Source organism: Helicobacter cinaedi PAGU611, from assembly GCF_000284635.1.
Lineage (GTDB): Bacteria > Campylobacterota > Campylobacteria > Campylobacterales > Helicobacteraceae > Helicobacter_C > Helicobacter_C cinaedi.
The window spans coordinates 409,815-433,684 of sequence record NC_017761.1 but is presented as its reverse complement, the minus strand read 5'-3'; the positions used below and the strand labels follow the sequence as shown (position 1 = coordinate 433,684).

Genomic DNA, 23,870 nt, shown 5'->3' with positions numbered 1-23,870 from the left:
AAACAAAAGGATTTGAATGATAAGCGTGATTATTGAAACCTTAAGGGAAGCTGCCCTGCGTATTGATACGCTTTTAAAAGACACCTCCACAAGCTACCTACAAAGCACAAATGCCAGTGGAGATTCACAGCTTGAAGTAGATGTGGAAGCCGATAAGCTTTTGCAAGAAATGCTTTTACAGCTGCCTTGCGTAAAGGGCATTTGCAGTGAGGAGCAAACAGAAATAGTGTATTCTAAAAACACACAAGCCCCCTATCTTATCGCCTATGACCCCCTTGATGGCTCATCGTTGTTTGATAGCAACCTTAGCATTGGCACAATCTTTGGAATTTACAATGAAGAGCTTAAAGCAGATTCACTTATCGCAAGTGGATACATCATCTATGGGGTAAGGCTTGAAATGGTTATAGCCCAAGAGCAAGTCCTGCATTCTCGCTACAATGGCAAGGTTTGGAAAAATCTAGATGCATTGCAACTACAATCAAAAGGCAAACTCAACGCACCCGGTGGCACACAAAAAAATTGGGAGAGCAAACATAAGGCAATGGTGGAATCCCTTTTTGCACAAGGCTATCGTTTGCGATATTCCGGTGGAATGGTGCCGGATTTACATCAGATTCTCATAAAAGGTGGAGGGCTATTTAGCTATCCCGCCACAAGCGACGCTCCAAAAGGCAAATTACGCAAACTCTTTGAAGTGTTCCCCTTTGCTTTTATCTATGAAAAAGCCGGTGGGGTAGCCACAAATGGTAAAAAAAGGCTTTTAGAGCTTGGCACTGAAAACCTGCACGACACCACGCCTTGCTTTTTTGGTAGCACTTATGAGATGAATCTTGTAAAGGAAGTCTATGAATGAAGCACCAAGCACAGATACTTTAAATATGGATATTTTCACACAAAGGCTTGAAGAAAAAAGTCGCATTTTACAGCAATGCCAACAAAGCAAATCTTTTACATCTTGCTCTAAATGCGAGAGTTTTCTCTCCTGTCAAACACGGCAGGAATATGTCAAAGCAGCGTATGAGAGTATGTCAAAAGGACAGCAAGGTAGCTTTGATTTTAACTAATATGTTCTTAATATTTAGTTTCTAACTTGACACAAAAGGATAACAATGCAGCAAAAAACTTTCATCACCTCCCCCATTTATTATGTCAATGACATTCCCCATATAGGACACGCTTATACAACTATTTTATGCGATATGCTAAAAAAATTTAGAATCTTGCAAGGTGAAGATGTGCTATTTCTTACCGGCACAGATGAGCATGGGCAAAAAATAGAGCAATCCGCACAAAAGCATAATCAAACTCCACAAGCTTACGCTGATAGCGTGAGTGTGAAGTTTAAGGAATTATGGAATGAATTTCAACTTGATTATGATATTTTTGTCCGCACCACAGATTCTAAACACTGCCAAAGCGTGCAGAAAGCCTTTGAGATAATGTTTGAAAAGGGTGATATTTACAAGGGAAGCTATGAAGGGAACTACTGCGTTTCGTGTGAAAGCTTTTTTACCCAAAGTCAGTTAGGGGAGAATCTAAGCTGTCCAGATTGTGGGAAGCAAACGCAAATCGTGCAAGAAGAGAGCTACTTTTTTGCCTTGAGTAAATACCAAGACAAACTCCTAGAGTTTTACAAACAAAACCCAAATATGATAGCTCCCGCCTTTCGCCAAAATGAAGTAGTGAAATTTATAAGTGAAGGCTTGAATGATTTATCCATCACACGCACAAGTTTTGAGTGGGGAATCCCACTGCTAGAAAACCCCAAACGCAATGATAATAAAAAGCATACCATATATGTATGGCTTGATGCCTTGCTTAGCTACATTAGCCCACTTGGCTATATGCAAGATTCTCATAAAATGGAGTATTGGGAGAATGCGCTGCACTTTGTAGGCAAGGATATTTTGCGATTTCACGCTGTGTATTGGATAGCCTTTTTGATGAGCCTTGATTTACCCCTGCCAAAGCATATTTACGCACACGGCTGGTGGACTAAAGATGGGGCAAAGATGAGTAAAAGTATCGGCAATGTTATAGACCCAAAAGCAGTCGCACAAGCCTATGGCATAGAATCTTTGCGGTATTTTCTAATGCGTGAAATGCCCTTTGGACAAGATGGAGATTTTAGTCAAAAGGCTTTGATTGAGCGGATTAATAGTGAGCTAGGCAATGATGTGGGCAATCTGCTTAATCGCCTTTTAGGTATGAGTGAGAAATACTTTTCACTGCAAGTAGATTCTAAAGATGTCAAAAAGTTTTATGCCACAGAGTTAAACGAGCTAGAACATATCATCAATCGCACGCAAGAGAAAATGCAGACTATGCAGCCTCAACGCTACATTGAAGAGCTATGGGCTGCCTTTAGCCTAGGCAATGGTGTGATTACAAAATACGAGCCTTGGAATCTTATGAAAAACGCAGAGCAAGATAAGGCAATGGCACTGCTAGGGCTTATTGCCAATATTTTAGCAAAAGCGGCATTGTTGCTTTATCCCATAATGCCTGAATCTGCTCATAAAATCGCTAAAGCCCTATCCCTTAGCATTAGCCCAAATTCTTTTGATAGACTTATCAAGCAACACGCCCTGCTTGATGATCTCACCCTTACCAAAATCCCTCCACTCTTTCCCCGCATAGATTCACCCCTTATGCCTGAATCTACACAAAGCGGAGCAGAATCTAAAGAATCTCAAACACTCAAAGATTCTAAATCCATAGATTCCAAACTAGAATCCACAAACACCCTAAGCCTTATTGATATTAAAGACTTTAGCAAGATTGACATACGCGTTGGCAAAGTCATAGAATGCTCCGCTGTGGAAAAAAGCCAAAAACTCCTAAAGCTTATGGTGGATATTAATGAGCCAAAACCCCGCCAAATCATCTCTGGAATCGCACAATACTATACGCCTAGTGAGCTAATTAACAAGCAAGTATGTATTATTGCTAATCTCAAACCTGCCAAACTGATGGGGCTTTTGAGTGAAGGAATGATACTTGCTAGTAAAGATGAAAATGGCTTATCCTTGCTCTGCCTAGACACTCCGCGTGAAAATGGGAGTAAGATAAGCTAGATTCTAGTCTATAAGGACATTTTGTGAGAGTAAATGAAGTTGCAGAAATCACTCAAGGAAAATTGCTTAACTCGCCTTCCATTGCGGAGTTTTCACGCATTATCTGCCATATAGAGCAGATTCAAAGGGGAGATGTATTTATCGCAAATGACTCTACGCAAATCCCTAAAGCCATTGAATCTGGGGCTTATGGGATTATTTATGATAATCCACAAATGGAGATGATTGATAGTGAGATTGCGTGGATTCTTGTAGAAAATGTAGCAGATTCTCTTATCCGCCTTATCCGCTATAAACTCCTTGCTAAAAATATTGCGACCATTTCGCTAAACCCCATTGAAGAGGCTATTGCCAAAGAAATTATTGATGATGTATCCGTGAAGTTTTCTTCACACAGCCTAGAAGATATTATTGAGCTACTTAATGATGAAGTGAGCTTTATCATCACGCATAATCAAAATGTTCTTGATATTAGCTTTGAAGTGATTAGCTCTAGTATGCCTTCACAGCGTCCTTTTTTGCTCCTTTCTCACACACTTTTTGATAGCACGATTTTTTATAAAAGCACCCATTACCGCATAAACTTACCAAAGATATTTTTTAATGAGTTAAGCTCGGTATTAAGCCTTTGTGAAAATCGCCAAATCAGCCACGATATGAGTCGCTTTAAGCATATCCCTTACTTTAAGCCAAATTTCCTTAACGCCTTTGGTAAAGTTATTGAATACGGACAGGCATCAAAAGTCGCCATTGCCGAAGAGGATATAGAGCAATTTAAAAAATATATGGCTTATATCGCCAATAACGCAGCGTGGGGGAAATTCCTTTTTCTCGTGCCTTTAGTATATTTAGAGCTTTTTAACCAAATAGCTCAAACTTTTGCTTACAGCACACAAGAGGAGCTATGTGAATATATCCGCACACAAAATTTTAACTTTGCCCTTGTGCTAGGCATTAATGATGATACACTTACAAATGCACTCAATACAAACCACAAGCAAATACAAGAGCCAGATTTATTTTCAAACCTATGGGAGCAAGAAGCACATACAGAGAAAGAAGATTCTCTATGAATGAGTTTGAAGAGTATGCTAAAGCTAAGGCTACAAGCATACTAAAAGCCAAAAACATTGCTCCATTATTAGAATCTATTGCTACCTTGCCCCATATCCCTTCACGCATACGGAGTGATAATGGAATCCACATTACCGCTTTAGATTCTGCTTTTACTTTAGATTCTAGCTCGCAACATAGCCAAATGCTACACTCTCTTGCTACACAGCTTAAGCCGTGGCGTAAGGGGGGATTCTATCTTTTTGATTTGCATATTGATAGTGAATGGCAAAGCTTCATTAAATGGCAGCTTCTTGCTCCGCATTGTAAGCTAAGTGGCAAACATATTGCCGATATAGGCTGTAATAATGGCTATTATATGTTTGAAATGCTTTTGCATAAGCAAAAAATGCTAAATTTTTATGAATATTCTAAGCTGCCTGATACTTTGCCAAAGTCAATTACCGGCTTTGACCCAAGCGGGATTTTTAAAGCTCAATTTGATTTTTTAAATCACTTTATCAAAGCTCCCATTGATTTTGAGCTTTTAGGCGTGGAAGATTTACCCTTGTATTGTCAATCACGCAAGAGAGCTTTTGATGTAATTTTCTGTCTTGGTGTGCTATACCACCGCCTTAGCCCCATAGAAACGCTAAAGTCCCTCTCTCAATGCTTAAATCGTGGCGGGGAGCTTATCCTAGATACGCTTATTTATGAAACTAGCCAAGAGTTATGCCTAAGCCCTGCAAAAAGTTATGCTAAAATGTCAAATGTTTATTTTATCCCAAGTATCCCTACTTTGCAGGGTTGGTGTGAGAGGGCAAAGTTTAAACATTTTGAAGTCCTAGCCCTTATGCCTACCACCACACAAGAGCAACGCCAAACGCCGTGGGTAGATTCTCAAAGTCTTGAAAGTTTTTTGCAACAAGATAAAAGCCTTACCATAGAAGGCTATCAAGCACCTGTGCGAGGATATTTCAAGCTTAAAAAGGAGTAAAAATGACAGATGATGGCTTAAATGAAGAAAATGCCCATATTCCCTTAGAAAATGACGATTTGCAAGTTTGCACCTCTATGTCCCCTAGCATTGTTGGGGAGCTTGTTGAGCTATATAGAAACAAAGCAATCGTGCGGTTTCGCCCAAATGAGCGTATGATTATGGATGAGAGTAAGATGATTCACGCCGGATTTGTGTTTAATGCTGCAAGTTTTGCTGCAATGGCAGCGATTAATAAAAAATATAGCGTGCTTATCGCTTCAGATGTGAAGTTCCTAGCACCCATTGAGCTTGGACACGAGATAACCTTTAAAGCTCAAGCCATTCAAAGCGATACCAAAAAGTGCGAAGTGAAAGTTGAAGGCTTTTTGCTGGATATTAAGATTTTTGATTCACTTTTCCACATCGCCGTTTTTGATAAAAAAATATTTAAACTTCGCTTCAAAAATGAGTAAATACCACTTGTTTGCTATCGTTTGTTTGTTTTTTTTTTTTTTTTATAATATCAGCTTATATTTTTATTCTTGCCTTAAGGAGTTGTTATGAGCTTTTTTAATCGTCTCAGTATAGGTGCAAAACTTGTCTTTGTTATCTCTTTCATCGTTGCCATTTGTATGGCAGTAGTGGTATTTATAATATCCCAAACCGCTTCAAGCATTCTCTCAACTGAGAGTGATAAACTACTTACTAACACGGCTAAGCGTTATCAAAATTTCGTTCAAAACGTTGCGACTGAAACCTTTGGAAACACACTTAGCAGTAGCAAGATACTCTCGGGTTTGATTGATGATGGGGCAAAAATTGATGAAAAAATGCTAAGCACATATTTATCTTCTATGCTAGATTCTACAAGTTACTCCGTAGGGAGCTTTATCATTCTATCAAAGGACTACACAGAAAAGCATCAAATTGTTTCAAAAAACAAAATTAGCTCTGGTGAGCTTGTTTTAGCCTTTATAGATGATAAACCAGCCGAAAGTGGCGGTATAAGGGGTATTAGACCAAATGAGCTATTAGATGCGAGTCCTCGGCTTCTTAGCAAACTTCAAAATAATGAAGTGAAAACTCTAAGCGTTCTTCTCTCCCAACAAACAAAAATTGACGGCAAAGATTACTACTATAAGACAATTTTTGCTCCCGTATTTGAAAATGGAAAGGTTGTGGGAATTATCGGGAATTTGCTTGATTTAGTAAGTATAGAGGTGCGACTTGGTAACCCTAAACTAGATGTTTTTAATGGGGCAAGACGATTTATTATTGATCAGAATGGAATAATGATTTTTAACTCCAGTAAAGAATACACTTTGAAAACTCGTCTCAAAAGGCTAGATGAGCTAAATGCCCATCCAAGTGCAAAAGAGCTCATACAAGCAGTGATGAGTAAAAAAGATGGAATCTACACATACCACACCTTGAGTGGCGAATCTGCAAAGGCAGCTGTTTCGACATTTGAAGTGTGGGAAAACATAGGAGAGACTTGGAGCGTTATCTCATTTGCCCCTTTTGAAGCTATTGAAGAGCCACTATCCACATTACAGCTTGTTGTAATATCAATTGGTATTGTAGCCATTGCTTTGATTTCTCTTATCGTGTTTATCTTCATCCGCACAACAATAGTAAATCGTATCCGCAATATCTCCAACGCTCTCTTTGAATTTTTTAAATACCTTAATCATCAAAGAAAAGATGCTCCTAATCCTTTAAAGATTATCGCTCAAGATGAATTAGGACAAATGGGAATTGAGATTAACGAAAACATAGAAAAAACAAAGCTAGGCTTAGAATCCGACCAAGCCCTTGTGGCACAATCTCTTCAAGTCATAGACAAAGCAAAACAAGGTTATATTGATAGCCTTATAGAATCTAAAGGCAGTAATCCACAGCTTAATAATCTAAGAGATTCTGTAAATGAACTGCTTAAACTCTTAATGACAGGTGTGGGAAAAGATTTAAATGAGATTAATCGTGTATTTGAATCTTATGTAAGCTTAGACTTACACCACAGAAGTAAATAATGCAAGTGGTAGAGTAGAAGTAGTTACAAATACTCTAGGAGAAGAGATTAGAAAAATGCTTCATACAAGCTCTAACTTTGCTCAAAATCTAAGTGAAGAGGCAAAAGCATTAGCAGAAGCAGTAAATAATCTTACAAATCTTACTAACTCTCAAGCAAGTAGCCTAGAACAAACAGCTCAAGCCGTAGAAGAGATTACTTCATCTATGCAAAATGTTAGTGGCAAGACAAGTGAAGTTATACAGCAAAGTGAAGATATTAAAAATGTTATAGGCATTATTAGAGATATAGCAGACCAAACAAATCTACTAGCTCTTAATGCTGCTATTGAAGCAGCTCGTGCTGGAGAACACGGAAGAGGATTTGCTGTTGTTGCTGATGAAGTGAGAAAACTAGCGGAGAGAACACAAAAATCTTTAGGTGAGATTGAAGCTAATACGAATCTCTTAGTGCAAAGTATTAATGATATGGGTGAATCTATAAGAGAACAAACAACAGGTGTAACTCAAATCAATGAAGCCATATCTCATTTAGAATCTGTAACACAAGAAAATGTAGAGATAGCTAACTCTAGTGCTGAAATAAGTCAAAGAGTAGATAGAGTAGCTAAAGATATATTAGATGATGTGAATAAGAAGAGGTTTTAGGATTTGTGTTAGGTAAGTGGAGTCTAGATTCTATATGTCGTAGGAGAATCTAGACTCCTTATACTTATAGCCTTTATTCTTGTTGTGTGTGTTTTTATGCTTTTGTAGTTTGTAGAATTTTTATATTCTAATCTGCTTAAATTTTAGATTCATTTCCTAGCTTCAAACTACTCCTGCATAATCTTGCATAGCTCATCAAGAGAGCGTTGAAAGTCCCACTTTTCATCAATCTCTTGTTTTAAAAATGCTTCCATTGCTGTGCGTTTATTTATCGCCTCATCAAGTTCTATATCTGCCCCCCTTTGATACGCTCCAATGCGGATAAGCACTTCATTTTCTTTAATCAATGAATACAACCGCCGAAACTTCCGCACATAGCCTAAATGCTCCGGGCTAATAATATCATTAATAATCCTTGAAGCAGAGTTTAGAATATTTATCGGTGGGTAGATTCCCATATCTGTCAAATCACGATTAAGCACAATATGCCCATCTAGGATACTTCTGCTTTGGTCTGCAATAGGATCGCTCAAGTCATCGCCCTCAACAAGCACGGTAAAAAACGCTGTGATAGAGCCTACGCTATCTTCTTTCCCCGCCCTTTCCATAAGCTGTGGCAGGAGCGTTAAGACTGATGGGGGATAGCCCTTACTCGTAGGTGGCTCTCCTAGGGCTAGTCCTATCTCTCGCTGAGCCATAGCAAAACGCGTAACAGAATCCATAATAAACAGCACATCATTGCCAAGCGATTTAAAATATTCAGCAATAGCCATTGCACTAAATGCCCCATATTTACGCATAAGTGGCGAATCATCGCTTGTAGCCACCACAAGAATGGTATTTGTCAAATCATTGTTAAGATTCTTATAGATAAACTCCGGCACTTCCCTGCCCCGCTCCCCTATCAATGCAATAACCTTAATGGGTGCTTTTGCCCCACGCACTATCATACCCATAAGCGTGGATTTGCCTACGCCACTTCCAGCAAAGATTCCCATTTTTTGCCCTTTGCCACAAGTAAGAATACTATCAATGGATTTTACCCCCACCTCAAAGACTTCATCTATAAGCCCTCGCTTTAACGCACTTAGCGGCGAACGCATAAGCGGCGTTGTCGCTTGAGTATGCAAACTCCCCTTATCATCAATAGGCTCTCCCAAAGGATTCACCACTCGCCCCAGCATAGCCTCCCCCACAGGAATATTTAACCCGTGGTTTAGAATCTCCACCTTATCACCACATTTATGCCCCTCTACAAAGGAAAATGGGCTAATAAAAAATTTCTCCCCCTCAATGGCTATCACCATACCCAAACTTTGCTTTTTTTCACCCTGTGTGTGAATCTCGCTTTCATCTTCTTTATCAAATTCTTTATCAAATTTGCCACAAAGCTCCCCATTAAGTCTCCCATTACGATTTTGTGCGTTTAGATTCTGCCTACTTGGGATAATTTTTACAATATCGCCAACTGAAGGCTTCACACCATTAGCTACAAACATATTTTGCATAACTTTTATAAGCTGCCCGTAGCTTGGAGAAAGATTCATATTATGTTTTAATTTTTCTTTGATGTGAGATAATGGCATTACAAAACCTACTTTTAAGATTTTTTTTTATAGAATACCAAATTATACTTTTTTATTTCATTAAGGACCACTATGAATTTCACAACAAAACGCACAAACAACGCTAATGCCATCATTAATGGTAGTATTGCTCAATCCAAACTTGAGGAAAAGTTTGACAAAGTCATCAAAAAAATCGCTCAAAGCGTGAAAATTGATGGGTTTAGAAAAGGCAAGGTCCCCGCACAAGTCATCAAAGCAAGATACAAGGATCAAGTAGAGCAAGACGCACAGCAAGAGGCGATACAAGATTTACTTGACTTGGCACTTAAGGAGTTAAATGTCGCTCCAAACTCGCTTATTGGGAATCCTATGATTCTAAAGTTTGATAAGAATGAAGATAAGATTGATTTAGAGATAAAAATTAGCATTGCACCAAGCTTTGAAACCGATAATGTAGAAAAATATGTCCCTGAAGTGCAGCTTGAAGCTATTACAAAAGCTCAAATTGATGAGCGATTAGCAGAGATTGCTAAAAGTCGCGCTCCGCTTAGTGAAATTACAGAAAATAGGGCTTTAGCAAAAGACGATACGGCAAATATTGACTTTGAAGGCTTTGTTGATGGCAAGGCGTTTGAGGGTGGTAAGGGAGAGAATTTCAACCTTGTCATTGGCTCAAATCAGTTTATCCCCGGCTTTGAAGATACCCTTATTGGTATGAAAAAGGGTGAAAAGCGAAGTATTGATGTTACTTTCCCAGAAAATTATCAAGCCACACATCTTGCGGGTAAAAAGGCGAAGTTTGATGTAACACTTCACAAGATTTTGCAAAAAGATTCAACTAAAATTGATGATGAGTTTGCAAAGAGTATCGCCGGAGCTGAATCTAGCCTTGAATCCTTAAAAGATATGATTAAAGAACAGCTTGAAATGGAGCAAAAAACCGAGCTTTATAATAAAGAGCTTAAAGAAAAGCTTGTGGAAGCATTGCTTAAAAATATCTCTTTTGACCTGCCCGAGCTTATTGTAGAGCAGGAAATGGATATTTTATTTAGAAATGCCCTATCTCAACTTGCCCCAGAAGAGATTGAAAAAATGAAAAACAATCAAGAAGAGGCAAAAAAGGTGCGTGAAACACACCGAGATGAAGCGTGTAAAAGTGTGCAAATCACTTTCATTATGGATAAATTAGCAAAACAATATAATATCGTTATCCAAGATAATGAAGTTTTACAAACGATTTATTATGAAGCGATGATGATGGGGCAGAATCCAAAAGAAGTTTTAGAATACTATCAACAAAATAACCTTGTCCCTGCTATTAAAATGACAATGATTGAAGATAGGGTGTTACATTATTTGCTTGATGAAAAGTTTGCAAAAAGCAAAGAAAAAGGCACAACTTCAAAAGCGGATTCCAAAGCAGAATCTAAGGCGGATTCAGGCAAAACGGAATCTAGCAAAAAAACTAAATAAGGATAAGCAATGAGTGGATATATTCCTTTTGTTATAGAACGCACGGGGCGAGGTGAGCGAAGTTATGATATTTACTCGCGTTTGCTTAAAGACCGCATTATTTTGCTAAGTGGCGAGATAAATGACCATATCGCTTCTTCAATCGTAGCCCAACTGCTATTCTTAGAAGCTGAAGACCCGGATAAGGATATTAACTTTTATATCAACTCGCCCGGTGGGGTTATCACAAGTGCGTTTAGCATTTATGATACGATGAATTATATCCGCTCTGATATAAGCACCATTTGCATTGGACAAGCTGCGTCTGCTGGAGCATTCTTACTTAGCTCTGGCACAAAGGGTAAGCGTTTCTCTCTGCCAAACTCTCGCATTATGATTCACCAACCACTTGGTGGCGCACAAGGACAAGCCACAGACATTGAGATTCAGGCTAAAGAGATTTTGCGTTTGAAAAAGATTCTTAATGAGATTATGGCGGAAAACACAGGGCAGAGTGTGGAAAAGATCACACAAGATACGGAACGAGATTTTTTTATGAGTGGAGAAGAAGCGAAAGATTACGGATTGGTTGATAAGATTCTTACAAAAAGTTTGAAATAGGTTTTGGAGGTATTTTATGGATTTAAGTGGATTAGACTTAGATATTGGCAATAATGATTTTTTTGGGAATCTTGATGTCGTGGGGCTAGAAGGCGGTAAAGCAAAAACGCAGTCTATCCCCTCTGTGTCCATAACCCCGACAGATACGACACAAAAGCTCAGCTCTATTTCCAAACAGACAATGGAAGCCCTTGAAAAAGATGACATTTTGCCTTTACCCGAAAACTTTGAAGCTTATTTTGAAAAAATACTCTCACAAGAACAAGAGGAAAATGTGCGAGAAAAGATTAAGGCGATGGTAGAGAGTGCAAATCACGATTCTAGGCTTATTGCCCTTGAAAAAACTTTCAATGATAATTTTACAACGCTTAAATCCGTTTTGGAGCAGCTCCTTACCCTTTGTAAGCAACTCTCATCAATGGAGAGCAATACAAACAAACGCCTTGCTGAAATTGCTGCTATCACAAATCCCCTTGGCACACAGAATGCCATTAAGGTGTTGCTAAACGAGATTAAGGGCTTTCACAAGCAGTTTATTACACAAGCTGATAGTATCTCTCGCTCATATCGAGATATGTATGCAAAGTCCTCCACAGCCAAAACAAGTGCTATGTATGACACAACACTTGGAATCCACAGCAAAAGCTTTTTCCTGCAATCTTTGGAACTTGAATGTAAAAATGGCAAAGAGTTTCCACGCCACTCTGCACTTGTAGTGTTTTCTCCGTCAAAGGAGCTTGGCGCACAACTCACAGACCAAACAAAGCTTGTTACGACTTTTAAAAATATCGCTAAAATCGTTTCAAAGAATATCGGCACAAAGGACCTTGTCAGCTATCTTGGCGGTGGGCGATTTGGAATGTTGCTTAAAAATGTTCAAGCCCAAGGTGCGATAGACTTGTGCGAAGAAGTGATTAAAAAATGCAAGACGACCAATATTTTTATCGGTGATTTGGATTTGCATTTGCATATCGTTATGGGCGGGATTGTATTTGATGTCAATAAAACGCCTGAATCTATGCTAGAAGAGGCAAAAGCCGCACTTGATGAAGCATTGAGCGAAAACAAACACTTGCAATTTAAACAAGCAGAAAATAGCAGCGGGGGCGGGACATTTGGCAGTGCAGATTCAGATGATTTAGATATATCTAAAGATGGCTTTGGAGATGATTTTGGCGACTTTGGCGATTTTGAAATATCCTAACCCCATTTTGCGTCAAAAATCTACAAAAGTAGAATCTTTTGATGAATCTCTACATACCCTACTTGATGATATGTATGAGACGATGATAGAAAGTGGCGGTGTGGGACTGGCGGCAATTCAAGTCGGCATTGCCAAGCGGATTCTTGTTATCAATCTCCCACGAGATGAGGATAAGCAACAATACAAAGAAGATTTACTAGAAGTAATTAATCCCACTTTTTTAACCCAAGAAGATGATATAGAGTGGGAGGAGGGCTGTCTGTCTGTGCCGGAGTTTTATGAAAGTGTGAAGCGATTTAATAAAGTGTCAGTCGCTTATAAAGATAGATTTGGCAATGATAAGATTCTCCAAGCAGAGGGCTTTTTAGCCGTGGCATTACAACACGAGATAGATCATTTAAATGGAATCTTATTTGTAGATAAGCTCCCCATTCTTAGACGCAAGAAGTTTGAAAAAGAACTCAAAAAACTAAAAAATCAAAAAACATAATGGTTAATACAATCCTTAGTGCGACAAGCTTTGGCACGAGTGCAAAAATCATTCAGGTAGAAGCCACTTTCATTAGGGGACTGCCTAGCTTTAATATCACAGGTCTAGCCCATAGCTCTATCCAAGAATCCAAACAACGCGTCCAAGCTGCACTTGCCAATATCGGTATCACCCTGCCACCGCAAAAAATTAATATCAATCTCTCCCCCTCAGATATTCCCAAAAATGGAGGGCATTTTGACTTGCCAATCGCCCTAGCACTGCAAAAAACGCAGCTCAAGGATATTTTTGCCTTTGGGGAGCTAGGGCTTGATGGGAGTGTGAAATACACAGATTCTATTTATCCACTCCTGCTTGACATTACCCTTTTGCATAAGGACGCAAAAGTCATTGTCCCCTTGTCTGCAAAAGAGCTTCTATCCCCCATTCCGCATTTGCAATTTTATTTTGTCTCGCACCTGCAAGAAGCCATAGATATTTTGAATAATCTAGAATCTAATCCGCATAGCACAACGCCCCATAGCATAGATTCTATCTCGCATTTTGGCTTTGCAAACTTTGAAGTGCAAGGGGAGAAATATTTTTATAATGAAAATTTTGACTTTGATTTTAGCGAAGTGCAGGGGCAGGATATTGCTAAGCGTGTTGCCCTTATTGCTGCTGCTGGGCTTCATAACTTCATTATGGAAGGCTCACCGGGTAGTGGCAAAAGTATGATAGCCAAGCGTTTGCCCTATATTCTCCCGCCTAGCTCACTGCAAGAGATGATAGAAACCATAAAATATCAGTCCCTAAACAAGCAAACTGCCACTTATACGCCACTTCGCCCATTCCGCAATCCCCATCAAAGTGCGAGTAAATCAAGTATCCTAGGCTCTGCTACGCAGTATGAAGTCAAGCCCGGGGAAGTGGCATTAGCCCATAATGGCATTTTATTTTTTGATGAATTACCGCATTTTAAAAAAGATATTTTAGAATCTCTGCGTGAGCCACTTGAAAATAATAAACTTAGCATTTCACGCGTGCATTCAAAGCTTGAATATGATACAAACTTCCTATTTGTCGCCGCACTCAATCCCTGCCCGTGCGGGAATCTGCTTAGTAAAACAAAGGAATGCCGCTGTCAAGAACGAGAGATTAGTCTCTATCGTGGGCGATTATCCCAGCCATTTTTAGATAGGATTGATTTATTCGTGCAGATGAATGAGTATGAAAAAGATAGGAATCTACCAAAAGGGCTAGATTCTAAGAGTATGCAAGAGCTTGTATTTCAAGCCTTTACAATGCAAAAGCAAAGGGGGCAAAACGCCTTCAATGGCAAGTTAAATGAAAAAGAGATTGAGACATATTGCAAGCTAGATTCACAATCACTTGCCTTACTTACCCAAGCAAGTGAGCGTTTCTCACTCTCATATCGTGGGCTAAATAAGATTAAAAAAGTCGCACGAACCATTGCCGATTTAGCAGGGGAGCAGGAGATACAAAAAGCCCATATCCTAGAAGCGTTGAGTTATAGGAAAATCTAAGGAGAGACTATGCACGATAAACAAGCCCTGCATCGCCGTTTAAAAAAAATCATAGGTCAGCTTAATGGCATTGATAAGATGATAAGTGAAGACGCTCCCTGCCCTGATGTGCTTATCCAGCTTAATGCCGCAAAAAGTGCCATTCACAAAGTGGGGCAGATTGTGCTTGAGGGGCATATTAATCATTGTGTGCGAGATAGTATCGCAGATTCTAAAAGCGATATTGACACGGCACTTAGTGATCTTGCCAAAGCCCTAGAGCATTTTGGTCGTATGAGTTAGAAGCATCTCTATTGCTTAATAAACAAAGTGTGTTAAGCAGAATCTTAAAAAAAAGCCTCTACTCTTGCAAACTTTCCTTAATCGCCAAACGCATATTTTCAAGCACATTTAGGCAGGTGTTAATCTCATCTTGTGAAAAACGCGAAAAAAGCAAAGATTCTAATTTTTTGATTTTATCTTTAATAAGATTAAGTGCATTTTCACCATTTGGGGTAAGCACAAGGAGTGTAGTGCGTTTATCACAAGAATCTTGAGTTTTTACAAACAAGCCCTTATTGACAAGGGAATTAGCCTCGCGTGAAATAGTCGCCTTATCCTTATGCAGCTCCCTTGCGATATGGCTAATGTGAATTTTGGGATTTTCTGATACCATAAAAAGTATCACACCTTGCTCAAAGCTAAGATTATGAGCCTTAAGCTCTTTAATGAAAAATTCCTGAAAACTTCTAGCCGTTCTACCGATGTGATGCCCGATGAGATATTGCGTATCATTCTGCAAAATTTAAGCCTTTTTAAAGTTAGATTGTGGGTATTGTAACAAATTTTGCTATAATTTGCACTTAGGCATAGTAGGTGGTTGCTTTTGTTTAACAAAAGAGGAAAGTCCGAGCTACAAAGACAGGATTCCATTTAACAAATGGCTAAGGTAACTTAAGGGAAAGTGCAACAGAAAACAACCGCTTTTGCAAGAAAGTAAGGGTGAAAAGGTGGGGTAAGAGCCTACCGATTTTGCAGCAATGCAAAATGTCAATGCAAACCCAATCCGTAGCAAGAAGAGTATGGTTATCGTCTTACACTTCAAACTCTTCGCTTGAGACATATTGTGAAATATGCCCTAGATAAATAGCCACCCACGACAGAACTCGGCTTATCGCTATGCCTAGTTTGACGCATATTTAATGACTATACATTCTTTCAAGCTAGAATCCAAACTCGCTAAAACCGCTTAGAACTAAATTACAAAGAGAACGCATTATATGGAACAAAATATGCTTAAACAATCAACAAGATTCCAAAGTGAAGAGGTAAATATGCAAAATATAATCGCCATGATGCAAAAGCACCAAAAGGACATAGAAAAGCAATTTAGCCAAGATTCTAATACGCAAAGCATACATAAATTTAGCGAGGATATGAAAGGGGCAAATGAGTTTATAGGAGCATTGCAAACGGCGAATGTAGCGTGTAGAAAGATTTTGAAACTAGCAAAAGATTTGGGTGCAAACAGCCTTTCACAAGATTCGCAAGACTTGCAGGACATTATAGAAAACACCGCTTTTATGGGGGTAAAGCTCTTTAACACACAGCTTAGCACGACACTCAATGCGACTTCTTACATATTTTGTATTGATAATCCTATGCCACTGCTTCAAGCAGATTCAAATACACAAGCCCTTATTGCCTACATAGAGGAAAAATCACAGGAAATCACGCAGATGCTTCTAACTCTTAGCGATGCGTTAATAGAATCTAGCACACCTAGCACATCAAGCGAGAATTACAACTTTAATGAGTTTAACGCCAAGGCGTTTAGCCAAATGCTTAAAGGATAGAAATGTTGCGTTTTGCTCCATCTCCCACAGGTGATATACATATAGGCAACCTGCGGGCTGCGATTTTTAACTACATTATTGCCAAACAAACTAACCAAAAGTTCCTTATCCGCATTGAAGATACAGACTTAGCAAGAAATATTGAAGGCAAAGATAAGGAGATTCTCTCTCTTTTAAATCTTTTTGGCTTATTGTGGGATAATCTTATCTATCAAAGTCATAATTTTGACAAGCACCGCCAACTCGCACAATATCTCATAGAAAAAGATTTAGCCTTTTACTGCTACTGCTCTAAGGAGTTTTTAGAATCTAAGCGAGAAGAGGCAAAAGCACAAAAAAAGCCTTTTCGCTACGATATGCAGTGGGCGGAGCTTGAAAAACATACAAATAAAAATCCCGTTATCCGCATTAAAGGAGCAAGCTCCACCATTAGCTTTGAAGATTCAATCAAAGGACATCTAAGCTTTGAACCCCACGAGATTGATAGCTTTGTGATTATCAAAGAAGATGGAATCCCAACCTATAACTTCGCTTGTGCGGTAGATGATATGCTCTATGATGTAAGCTTTGTAGTGCGTGGAGAAGATCATACAAGCAACACTCCACGGCAGATTCTAATCCATCGTGCTTTGGGCTATGAAAAAGTCTTAGGCTACGCACATTTGCCTATTATTTTGGGAGAAAGCGGTAGTAAGATGAGTAAGCGAGATAGTGCCTCATCTGTGGCGTGGCTGTTAGAGCAGGGCTTTTTACCACAAGCGATTATCAACTATCTCATCTCAATGGGGAATCATACGCCCCAAGAAGTGTTTAAACTGCAAGAAAGCTTTGCGTGGTTTGATATAAAAAATATCGCTAGATCGCCTGTGAAGTTTGACATCAAGCGATTAAGATTCTTAAATAGAGAACATTTAAAAATACTAAACGAGCAGGAATTTGCTCTGCTTGTTGATAGCAAAGATTCAAGTGTGGGGGCATTAGCAAAGCTACATTTGCAAGAGGCAAGCACACTTAATGAGATAAGAGAAAAGCTAGATAAGATTTTTGCTCCAAAGTGTATAGAGACTGCTGAAAATGGAGAGAGCGGAGAAAACTATGTGGAGGAATGTAAAATTTTATATGCGATTTTATGCGAGATGATAGAATCTAAGGACTTAAATTTGCAAGATTATGAAAGCTTGAAAAATGCCCTAATGCAACGCTCAAACTTAAAGGGCAAAAAATTCTTTAAGCCTTTAAGGATTCTGCTCACCGGACAAACGCACGGCTTAGAATTAAGCGAGATTTACCCCTATTTGCGATTTTTCCTAAAAGATATTGTGCGATTAGATAGAAATGCCATTGCGGATTCAAATGCAGATTCAACACAAGCTATAAAAGACTAAGCTACAAAAGACTAGGAGGAGATGATGGTAGTAGGCACTCTCTTAAATGCGGTTGCTATGATTTTGAGTATGCTTATAAATCTTTATGTGTGGGTGATTGTGATTGCCGCACTTGTAAGCTGGGTAAGACCTGATCCATACAACCCCATCGTGCAAGTGCTAAATCGCCTAACACAGCCCCTTTATGCTAGGCTACGCTCCATTATACCAACAGCGATAAATGGTATTGACTTTGCCCCACTTATTGTGGCGGTGCTACTTAAATTTATTGATTTATCTCTCGTGCAGATTCTAGCCAACTACGCTAAAACTTTGCAAATTTAAGGATAAAAATGAGAAGCTTAATCTTACTGCTTTTAGCCCTTTGTATTGGTTTTGCCAAAACGGATATTATACTTGAATTTTTAGAATCTAAGCCAAAAGGCTTGGCAAGGGATTTTTACATCTGGCAATTTTTATCAAATGAGCATACTTCATTGCAAGATGCACTCAAAGCCTATGAGCTTATCCACCGCAAAACTTCAAAGCTTGATAGCCTTATGAGTGCCAAAGGAAAAGTCAGCGAACTCCCACGCAAACTTTATTGCCAACGCTTGAGCTTTGAAAGTCTAAAAAAGCAAGACAAAGATTGTATAAAATCAGGGCTAAATCTCGCTAATGTCCCCACAATGCCACAGAAAAATAAAGACTTTTTGCTCAAAACCTTTCAAAATGATCCTACATACAAAAAACGCATTGAGATTCTAAGCAAACCAAATATCCTAACAGGTATGCTAAATAGCGATGCGGCGACTTTTGCAGCCTTGTATTATACACTAAGAGATAACCAACGCTTACAGATTATCAATCAAACCATTAAACCCCAAGCCCTTAAAAAATTTGCTGATGAAAATAATAAATCTTTTAACAATATGCTACAAAAAATCATCGTTACCCACGATAACAGCTATGCAAAGTTTAAAAAATCGCTTATCGGTGCAAAAATTACAGGAGCAGATTCTTACACACTTTTTTTGCTAGGGCTTAATGAGATTTTACATCAAAAGCCCAAAGCGGCATTAGAATATTTTAGACTTTCAAGTAAAAATGCCCCAACAGCTATGCAAAAAAATCGTGCTTTGTTTTGGGAATACTCCCTAAGCCACGATAACAAAGTCTTAGAGAATCTTGCTTCAAGCACAAATGTGGATCTCTACACCATTTATGCTAATCAAAAGTTAGGCGTAAAACCAAGCTACGAAGTAGTAACAGATTTAGGCAAACTCTCACCTAAAAAGCCTGATTTTGACATTAAAGACCCATTCCAATGGCAACTTTTAAAAGATAATCTCTCGCAAGTTAAGAGTGATAAAGACTTAGAAGAGTTAAGCAAACATTTCACCTATGAAGATACAAGCGCACATCTTGCGTATGTTTTAAATCAGCTCAATAAATTTAAGATTCACTATTTTATCACGCCTTTTAGCGACAAGCTTAAGTGGAAAAGTGATCACGAAAAAGCCTTTACCTATGCTATTGCCAAGCAGGAAAGCACCCTTTTGCCCGCTCTTGTCTCGACTTCTTATGCTTTGGGTATGATGCAAATTATGCCTTTTAATGTAGAGCCTTTTGCCAAAAGCTTAAAACGCGACAATATCACGCTTGAAGATATGTTTAACCCCATAACCGCCCTAGAATTTGGGACATTCTATCTTAATGATTTGGGCAGGGAGTTTAAACATCCGCTTTTTGTATCTTATGCTTACAATGGTGGTCCGGGCTTTTTACGCCGCACATTAAAAACAAAAAAATTCTTTTTGAAAAATCGCAACTACGAGCCGTGGCTCTCTATGGAACTTATCCCCTATAAAGAATCCCGTGATTATGGCTTTAGAGTTTTAGCAAATTATATTGTTTATCAAGAGAGTTTTGGCAATACTATCAATCTTGAAGAATATCTCAAGCAAACACTTATCAATTAAGGAGATTCTATGATACATAAATGCTTATTTCCCGCCGCTGGGTATGGCACACGATTTTTACCCGCAACAAAAGCTATGCCAAAAGAAATGCTCCCTATTCTTACAAAGCCCCTTATTCAATATGGTGTAGAAGAAGCTTTAGAATCTGGTTGCCACAATATCGGCATTGTTACAGGGCGGGGCAAACGCAGTATTGAAGATCATTTTGATATAAATTATGAGCTAGAACATCAAATCTCTGGCACAGATAAAGAAGAACTACTCTCTAGCATTAGGAAACTCACAGATTCTTGCACCTTTTCTTACACAAGGCAAAATGAAATGAAAGGCTTAGGACACGCTATTTTGACAGGCGAAACACTCATTGGTAATGAAGCCTTTGCCGTAATCCTTGCTGATGACTTGTGTCATAATGCAAAAGGTGCAGGGGTGCTTAACCAAATGGTAGCTTTATACAAAAAATATCGTTGCTCCATTGTGGCTATTGAAGAAGTGGATAAGAATGAAGTGAATAAATACGGCATTATCCAAGGTGAAGAGATAGAATCTGGCGTGTATCGTGTAAGCGATATGATAGAAAAACCAAGCATTGATAAAGCCCCTAGCAATCTTGCCATTATTGGTCGCTATATTTTAACGCCTGATATTTTTGATATTCTGCGTGTTACAAAGCCGGGCAAAAAAGGGGAGATTCAAATCACCGATGCCCTTTTGGAGCAAGCCAAGCAAGGCAGAGTATTAGCCTATAAATTTCAAGGCAAACGCTATGACTGCGGAAGTATTGATGGCTATGTAAAAGCAACAATTGATTTTTATGAGCATTTTAAGCACTAGAAGCCCTTAAATGTTTAATATTAGCTTTTATGTTGTTTGTTGGTTGGTATTTTTTCTGCTATGCTTACCTGTTATCTTTGCTGGGCTTTTGGCTGTTGCACTTGAAAATGATAAGACAGAGATACAAGAAAGTCGCTTGAGTATCCTGTTTAAAGAACTCAATGAGTTTGCAAATGACAAAGCTAAACTTAAGCCATTGCTTGATGAGTTTTTACGCTCTTTTAAGACTTATCCAAAGAATGGCGAAGAGTATGGCTTGTGGATTGAGCTTATTTCTGCCTTTGCTGTAAATATGAATCTTATGGAGGTTGATGAAGTAGTGAATTTTCAAGATAGCCTTGAATCTGCCAACCCTGAAAGCAAAGCAAATATCAAAGAGGCAATTGGCAGAGCCTTACAAAAACGCGAAAGCAAATAAGCACAAACAAAAGGATAAGAAATGGATTTTTTACAAATACACAAAACTCCAAAGATTCAAGGAAGCATTAGCATTTCTGGTGCGAAAAACTCCGCCCTACCCATACTTGCAGCCACACTTCTTAGTAAAAACGAAGTAACAATCAGCAATCTGCCTAATGTAGCTGATGTCAAAACTCTAGCTAAACTTTTAGAACATCTAGGCGTGAATCTTGAGTGGTGTAATCCTAACACACTCAAAGCTCAAGCCCAAAATATCGTGCATACTAAAGCCATTTATGATATTGTGCGAAAAATGCGTGCTTCTATTCTTGTGCTTGGACCGCTTTTAGCGCGATTTGGACATTGCGAGGTGAGTTTGCCCGGTGGCTGTGCTATTGGTGCGCGTCCTGTGGATTTGCATATCAAGGCTATGGAAAAAATGGGTGCAACAATTCAAATTAAGGGTGGATATATTATTGCTGAAGCCAAAGGCGGACTAAAAGGGGCTGATATTTTATTTGATAAGATCACCGTTACAGGCAGTGAAAATGTCATTATGGCAGCCGCCTTAGCTCAAGGCACAACGCGTATTATTAATGCTGCTAAAGAGCCTGAAGTCGTGCAACTATGCGAGATTCTAGCCCAAAGTGGCGTTGAGATTATAGGTATTGGGACAAATGAGCTAACTATTACAGGCAGTGGCGGAGAATTACTTGATTTTAATCCTATTGAAGTTATACCTGATAGAATTGAAGCTGGGACCTATCTATGTGTTGCGGCAATCACAAACTCTTCTATCACGCTTGAAAGGGTGCAAAATGCTCATCTTGGAGCGATTACTGATAAGCTAGAAGAGATTGGCTTTAGTTTTAACAGGCACGATTCTTCACTCACTTTGCTTCCAGCACAGAAGCTAAAACCTTTTGAGATTATTACCACTGAATATCCCGGATTCCCAACCGATATGCAAGCACAATTTATGGCTCTAGCGACACAATGTGAAGGCACAAGCGTGATTGAAGAGCGATTATTTGAAAATCGCTTTATGCATGTGAGTGAATTGCAACGCTTGGGTGCAGATATTTCACTCAAAGGCAATCACGCCACGATAAAGGGCATTAGCCCCCTTGTTGGAGCCGATGTAATGGCGACAGACTTAAGGGCAAGTTCCGCCCTCATCGTTGCTGCCCTTGTGAGTGAAGGGGTAACAAATATCCACAGAATCTACCACCTTGATAGAGGCTATGAACAAATTGAAAAAAAGCTTCTTAATCTAGGTGTCAATATCACACGCCTAAAGAGCTAGATTCTAAGTCTATGGGGAAAATCTAAGGGGGACAAGTGATAAAAAATGTGATAAAAAGAATCTTTTTAGTCTTAAGCGTAGTCTTTGCTTTCACAGCACTTGCAACACAGAGTGAAGTAAATGAGCTGGAATTAAGAATCTCCTACACAGGAAGCAAAGATTCACCTATCACCATAAAGACACAATACTGCAAAGGCACAACGCTCAAATGTGGCAAACAAATTAAAATCGCACCAAATGGCGTTGTGATTTTCCGTGCAAATTACATTAATGATAAATACGATGGACTTGTCCGCTCATATTACTTAAGCGGCAAACTTAAAGAATCCCGAGAATATATTGAGGGCAAAGAGACAAATACCCGCACACTTTATTATGAAAATGGCAAGATTGAAAGCTCACAAATGTATGTGGATAATAAACGCGAGGGCGAGGGCAAAAAATACTATGAATCTGGCAAAATAAAAGAACAGTTTTTTTACAAAAATGATATGCGTGAGGGCGTAAGGCAGGAATTTGACAAGTATGAAAAGCTCACTTTTGAGACAATGTATAAACAAGGCAAGAAGCAATGGATTAAGCAATACGACACAAAAGGTAATGTCATTAATGAAACAAGCTGTCGCTGGAATCCGTGCTACTAAAAGGAGGGAAAATGACAAAGGGCAAAATAATAACAAAAGCTTGTAGCTTTCTTATCTTTTGCTATGTGTTAGGGTTTTTGACCGCCTGCCAACGAGAGCCAACACCGCAAGAAACCACAATTTCAACCCCCGCAAAAACACCCACACACAAACAAAACGAAAATACAAAGCCTAAGCAAAAGCCCACTCAAAAACCTACTCAAACTTCTGCTAAAAATGCTATCAAAGATTCTATCTCAAACCCTGCCCAAAGCCCCATAAATGAGCCAAACACAAGCACTCCAAGCAGTCAAAAAGAGCAAGATTTTGTAGCTTCCACAGAGCCTTTATCTCCACAAGAAAGCCAAACTCACAAAAAAACCTACACGCAAGAAATGCTTGAAAACATCACAGGAGAGGAAAAAAACGAGCAAATACAAGAAGATGGACGCACATATAACGCCCAAATCACTTACAAAAATGGCACAAAAATCAAGCACGGCAAAGAGATTCTATACTACCTTGATGGCGGAGTGGCACAGAGAGCATTTTATATTGATGGCAAAATGGAGGGGTTATTTCAAATGTTTAGCCAAAAAGGTGTGCTGATTTATGAAGCCCATTATCGTAATGGGCTACTTCACGGACCTTGCAGACTTTTTGATGTAACAAGTGGCAAGATTAAAAGTGAGATGAACTTTGCCTATGGTTTGCAAGAAGGACAGATGAATATTTATGACATAAAAAATGGCAAACTTTGGCATCAGCTCCACTACAAACAAGGCAAAAAAGAAGGCAAGGCAGTAGGGTTTGATGAATCCGGCAAGATTGTGCGTGAAGTGTTTTACAACCAAGATATGGAAATAAAGCGTTAA

General features: G+C 39.0%; 25 protein-coding genes and 1 other RNA gene. 24 read left to right on the top strand and 2 right to left on the bottom strand.

The window, feature by feature from the left end; genetic code table 11:
* Positions 1-16: 16 nt before the first annotated feature.
* From HCN_RS02140 to HCN_RS11850, 8 genes are all read left to right on the top strand, one after another.
* A complete protein-coding gene (locus HCN_RS02140) occupies positions 17-856 on the top strand; it encodes a class 1 fructose-bisphosphatase (protein ID WP_002957071.1) in 840 nt (279 codons plus the stop codon).
* Positions 849-1,067, top strand: coding sequence for a hypothetical protein (locus tag HCN_RS02135; protein ID WP_014666411.1), 219 nt, complete (start codon positions 849-851; stop codon positions 1,065-1,067). The genes HCN_RS02140 and HCN_RS02135 overlap by 8 nt, the downstream gene beginning before the upstream one ends.
* A gap of 45 nt (positions 1,068-1,112) precedes the next feature.
* Complete coding sequence (gene metG, locus HCN_RS02130) at positions 1,113-3,080, top strand: methionine--tRNA ligase (RefSeq protein ID WP_014666410.1); 1,968 nt, start codon at positions 1,113-1,115, stop codon at positions 3,078-3,080.
* Positions 3,081-3,103: 23 nt separating this feature from the next.
* Positions 3,104-4,153 carry a hypothetical protein gene (locus HCN_RS02125; protein ID WP_014666409.1) on the top strand — a complete coding sequence of 350 codons (1,050 nt, stop codon included), beginning with the start codon at positions 3,104-3,106 and terminating at the stop codon, positions 4,151-4,153.
* Positions 4,150-5,130, top strand: a complete 981-nt coding sequence (gene cmoB / locus HCN_RS02120) for a tRNA 5-methoxyuridine(34)/uridine 5-oxyacetic acid(34) synthase CmoB (RefSeq protein WP_014666408.1) — start codon at positions 4,150-4,152, stop codon at positions 5,128-5,130. Before HCN_RS02125 ends, cmoB begins: the two co-directional genes overlap by 4 nt.
* Positions 5,131-5,132: 2 nt before the next feature.
* Positions 5,133-5,585: a hotdog domain-containing protein gene (locus HCN_RS02115; RefSeq protein ID WP_004084412.1), complete on the top strand. Its 453-nt coding sequence runs from the start codon at positions 5,133-5,135 to the stop codon at positions 5,583-5,585.
* Between the two features lie 87 nt (positions 5,586-5,672).
* Positions 5,673-7,145, top strand: coding sequence for a sensor histidine kinase (locus HCN_RS02110; RefSeq protein WP_014666407.1), 1,473 nt, complete (start codon positions 5,673-5,675; stop codon positions 7,143-7,145).
* Positions 7,146-7,200: 55 nt separating this feature from the next.
* Positions 7,201-7,791, top strand: a complete 591-nt coding sequence (locus HCN_RS11850; RefSeq protein ID WP_014666406.1) for a methyl-accepting chemotaxis protein — start codon at positions 7,201-7,203, stop codon at positions 7,789-7,791.
* A 167-nt stretch (positions 7,792-7,958) separates the two neighbouring features.
* Here the strand turns inward: HCN_RS11850 and fliI are convergent, their stop codons facing one another.
* On the bottom strand, positions 7,959-9,377 hold the full coding sequence (gene fliI, locus HCN_RS02105) for a flagellar protein export ATPase FliI (protein ID WP_002957078.1): 1,419 nt from the start codon (positions 9,375-9,377) through the stop codon (positions 7,959-7,961).
* Positions 9,378-9,449: 72 nt separating this feature from the next.
* Here fliI and tig point away from each other — a divergent pair, with 72 nt between their 5' ends.
* The 6 genes from tig to HCN_RS02075 are packed head-to-tail and all read left to right on the top strand — an operon-like array spanning position 9,450 to position 14,934.
* On the top strand, positions 9,450-10,832 hold the full coding sequence (gene tig, locus HCN_RS02100; protein ID WP_014666405.1) for a trigger factor: 1,383 nt from the start codon (positions 9,450-9,452) through the stop codon (positions 10,830-10,832).
* A 9-nt stretch (positions 10,833-10,841) separates the two neighbouring features.
* Positions 10,842-11,432 carry an ATP-dependent Clp endopeptidase proteolytic subunit ClpP gene (gene clpP / locus HCN_RS02095; RefSeq protein ID WP_014667515.1) on the top strand — a complete coding sequence of 197 codons (591 nt, stop codon included), beginning with the start codon at positions 10,842-10,844 and terminating at the stop codon, positions 11,430-11,432.
* A 16-nt stretch (positions 11,433-11,448) separates the two neighbouring features.
* On the top strand, positions 11,449-12,636 hold the full coding sequence (locus tag HCN_RS02090) for a GGDEF domain-containing protein (protein WP_014666404.1): 1,188 nt from the start codon (positions 11,449-11,451) through the stop codon (positions 12,634-12,636).
* Positions 12,587-13,126 carry a peptide deformylase gene (def, locus tag HCN_RS02085; protein ID WP_002957082.1) on the top strand — a complete coding sequence of 180 codons (540 nt, stop codon included), beginning with the start codon at positions 12,587-12,589 and terminating at the stop codon, positions 13,124-13,126. Before HCN_RS02090 ends, def begins: the two co-directional genes overlap by 50 nt.
* Positions 13,126-14,652: a YifB family Mg chelatase-like AAA ATPase gene (locus HCN_RS02080; protein ID WP_002957083.1), complete on the top strand. Its 1,527-nt coding sequence runs from the start codon at positions 13,126-13,128 to the stop codon at positions 14,650-14,652. The genes def and HCN_RS02080 overlap by 1 nt, the downstream gene beginning before the upstream one ends.
* A 9-nt stretch (positions 14,653-14,661) precedes the next feature.
* Positions 14,662-14,934: a metal-sensing transcriptional repressor gene (locus HCN_RS02075; protein ID WP_002957084.1), complete on the top strand. Its 273-nt coding sequence runs from the start codon at positions 14,662-14,664 to the stop codon at positions 14,932-14,934.
* A 58-nt stretch (positions 14,935-14,992) separates the two neighbouring features.
* Here HCN_RS02075 and HCN_RS02070 read toward each other — a convergent pair whose 3' ends face one another.
* Positions 14,993-15,433, bottom strand: a complete 441-nt coding sequence (locus HCN_RS02070; protein WP_002957085.1) for a MarR family winged helix-turn-helix transcriptional regulator — start codon at positions 15,431-15,433, stop codon at positions 14,993-14,995.
* 62 nt (positions 15,434-15,495) lie between these two features.
* Here HCN_RS02070 and rnpB point away from each other — a divergent pair.
* The 10 genes from rnpB (at position 15,496) to HCN_RS02025 (ending at position 23,870) form a co-directional block, all read left to right on the top strand.
* Positions 15,496-15,821: RNase P RNA component class A (rnpB, locus tag HCN_RS10790), an RNA gene on the top strand.
* 102 nt (positions 15,822-15,923) lie between these two features.
* Positions 15,924-16,487: a flagellar FLiS export co-chaperone gene (locus tag HCN_RS02065; protein ID WP_230197936.1), complete on the top strand. Its 564-nt coding sequence runs from the start codon at positions 15,924-15,926 to the stop codon at positions 16,485-16,487.
* Positions 16,488-16,489: 2 nt separating this feature from the next.
* Positions 16,490-17,872, top strand: a complete 1,383-nt coding sequence (gene gltX, locus HCN_RS02060; RefSeq protein ID WP_014666401.1) for a glutamate--tRNA ligase — start codon at positions 16,490-16,492, stop codon at positions 17,870-17,872.
* 24 nt (positions 17,873-17,896) lie between these two features.
* Entirely contained in the window at positions 17,897-18,196 is a 300-nt protein-coding gene (locus HCN_RS02055; protein ID WP_002957088.1) for a YggT family protein, read from the top strand.
* A gap of 8 nt (positions 18,197-18,204) precedes the next feature.
* The gene (locus tag HCN_RS02050) at positions 18,205-19,833 is read left to right on the top strand and encodes a lytic transglycosylase domain-containing protein (RefSeq protein WP_002957089.1); all 1,629 of its coding nucleotides are present in this window, start codon (positions 18,205-18,207) and stop codon (positions 19,831-19,833) included.
* 9 nt (positions 19,834-19,842) lie between these two features.
* Complete coding sequence (gene galU, locus HCN_RS02045; protein ID WP_002957090.1) at positions 19,843-20,667, top strand: UTP--glucose-1-phosphate uridylyltransferase GalU; 825 nt, start codon at positions 19,843-19,845, stop codon at positions 20,665-20,667.
* Positions 20,668-20,677: 10 nt separating this feature from the next.
* Positions 20,678-21,085, top strand: coding sequence for a hypothetical protein (locus HCN_RS02040; RefSeq protein ID WP_002957091.1), 408 nt, complete (start codon positions 20,678-20,680; stop codon positions 21,083-21,085).
* Positions 21,086-21,106: 21 nt separating this feature from the next.
* On the top strand, positions 21,107-22,372 hold the full coding sequence (gene murA / locus HCN_RS02035; protein ID WP_002957092.1) for a UDP-N-acetylglucosamine 1-carboxyvinyltransferase: 1,266 nt from the start codon (positions 21,107-21,109) through the stop codon (positions 22,370-22,372).
* Positions 22,373-22,407: 35 nt separating this feature from the next.
* Entirely contained in the window at positions 22,408-23,016 is a 609-nt protein-coding gene (locus tag HCN_RS02030) for a toxin-antitoxin system YwqK family antitoxin (RefSeq protein ID WP_002957093.1), read from the top strand.
* Positions 23,017-23,027: 11 nt separating this feature from the next.
* Complete coding sequence (locus tag HCN_RS02025; protein ID WP_002957094.1) at positions 23,028-23,870, top strand: hypothetical protein; 843 nt, start codon at positions 23,028-23,030, stop codon at positions 23,868-23,870.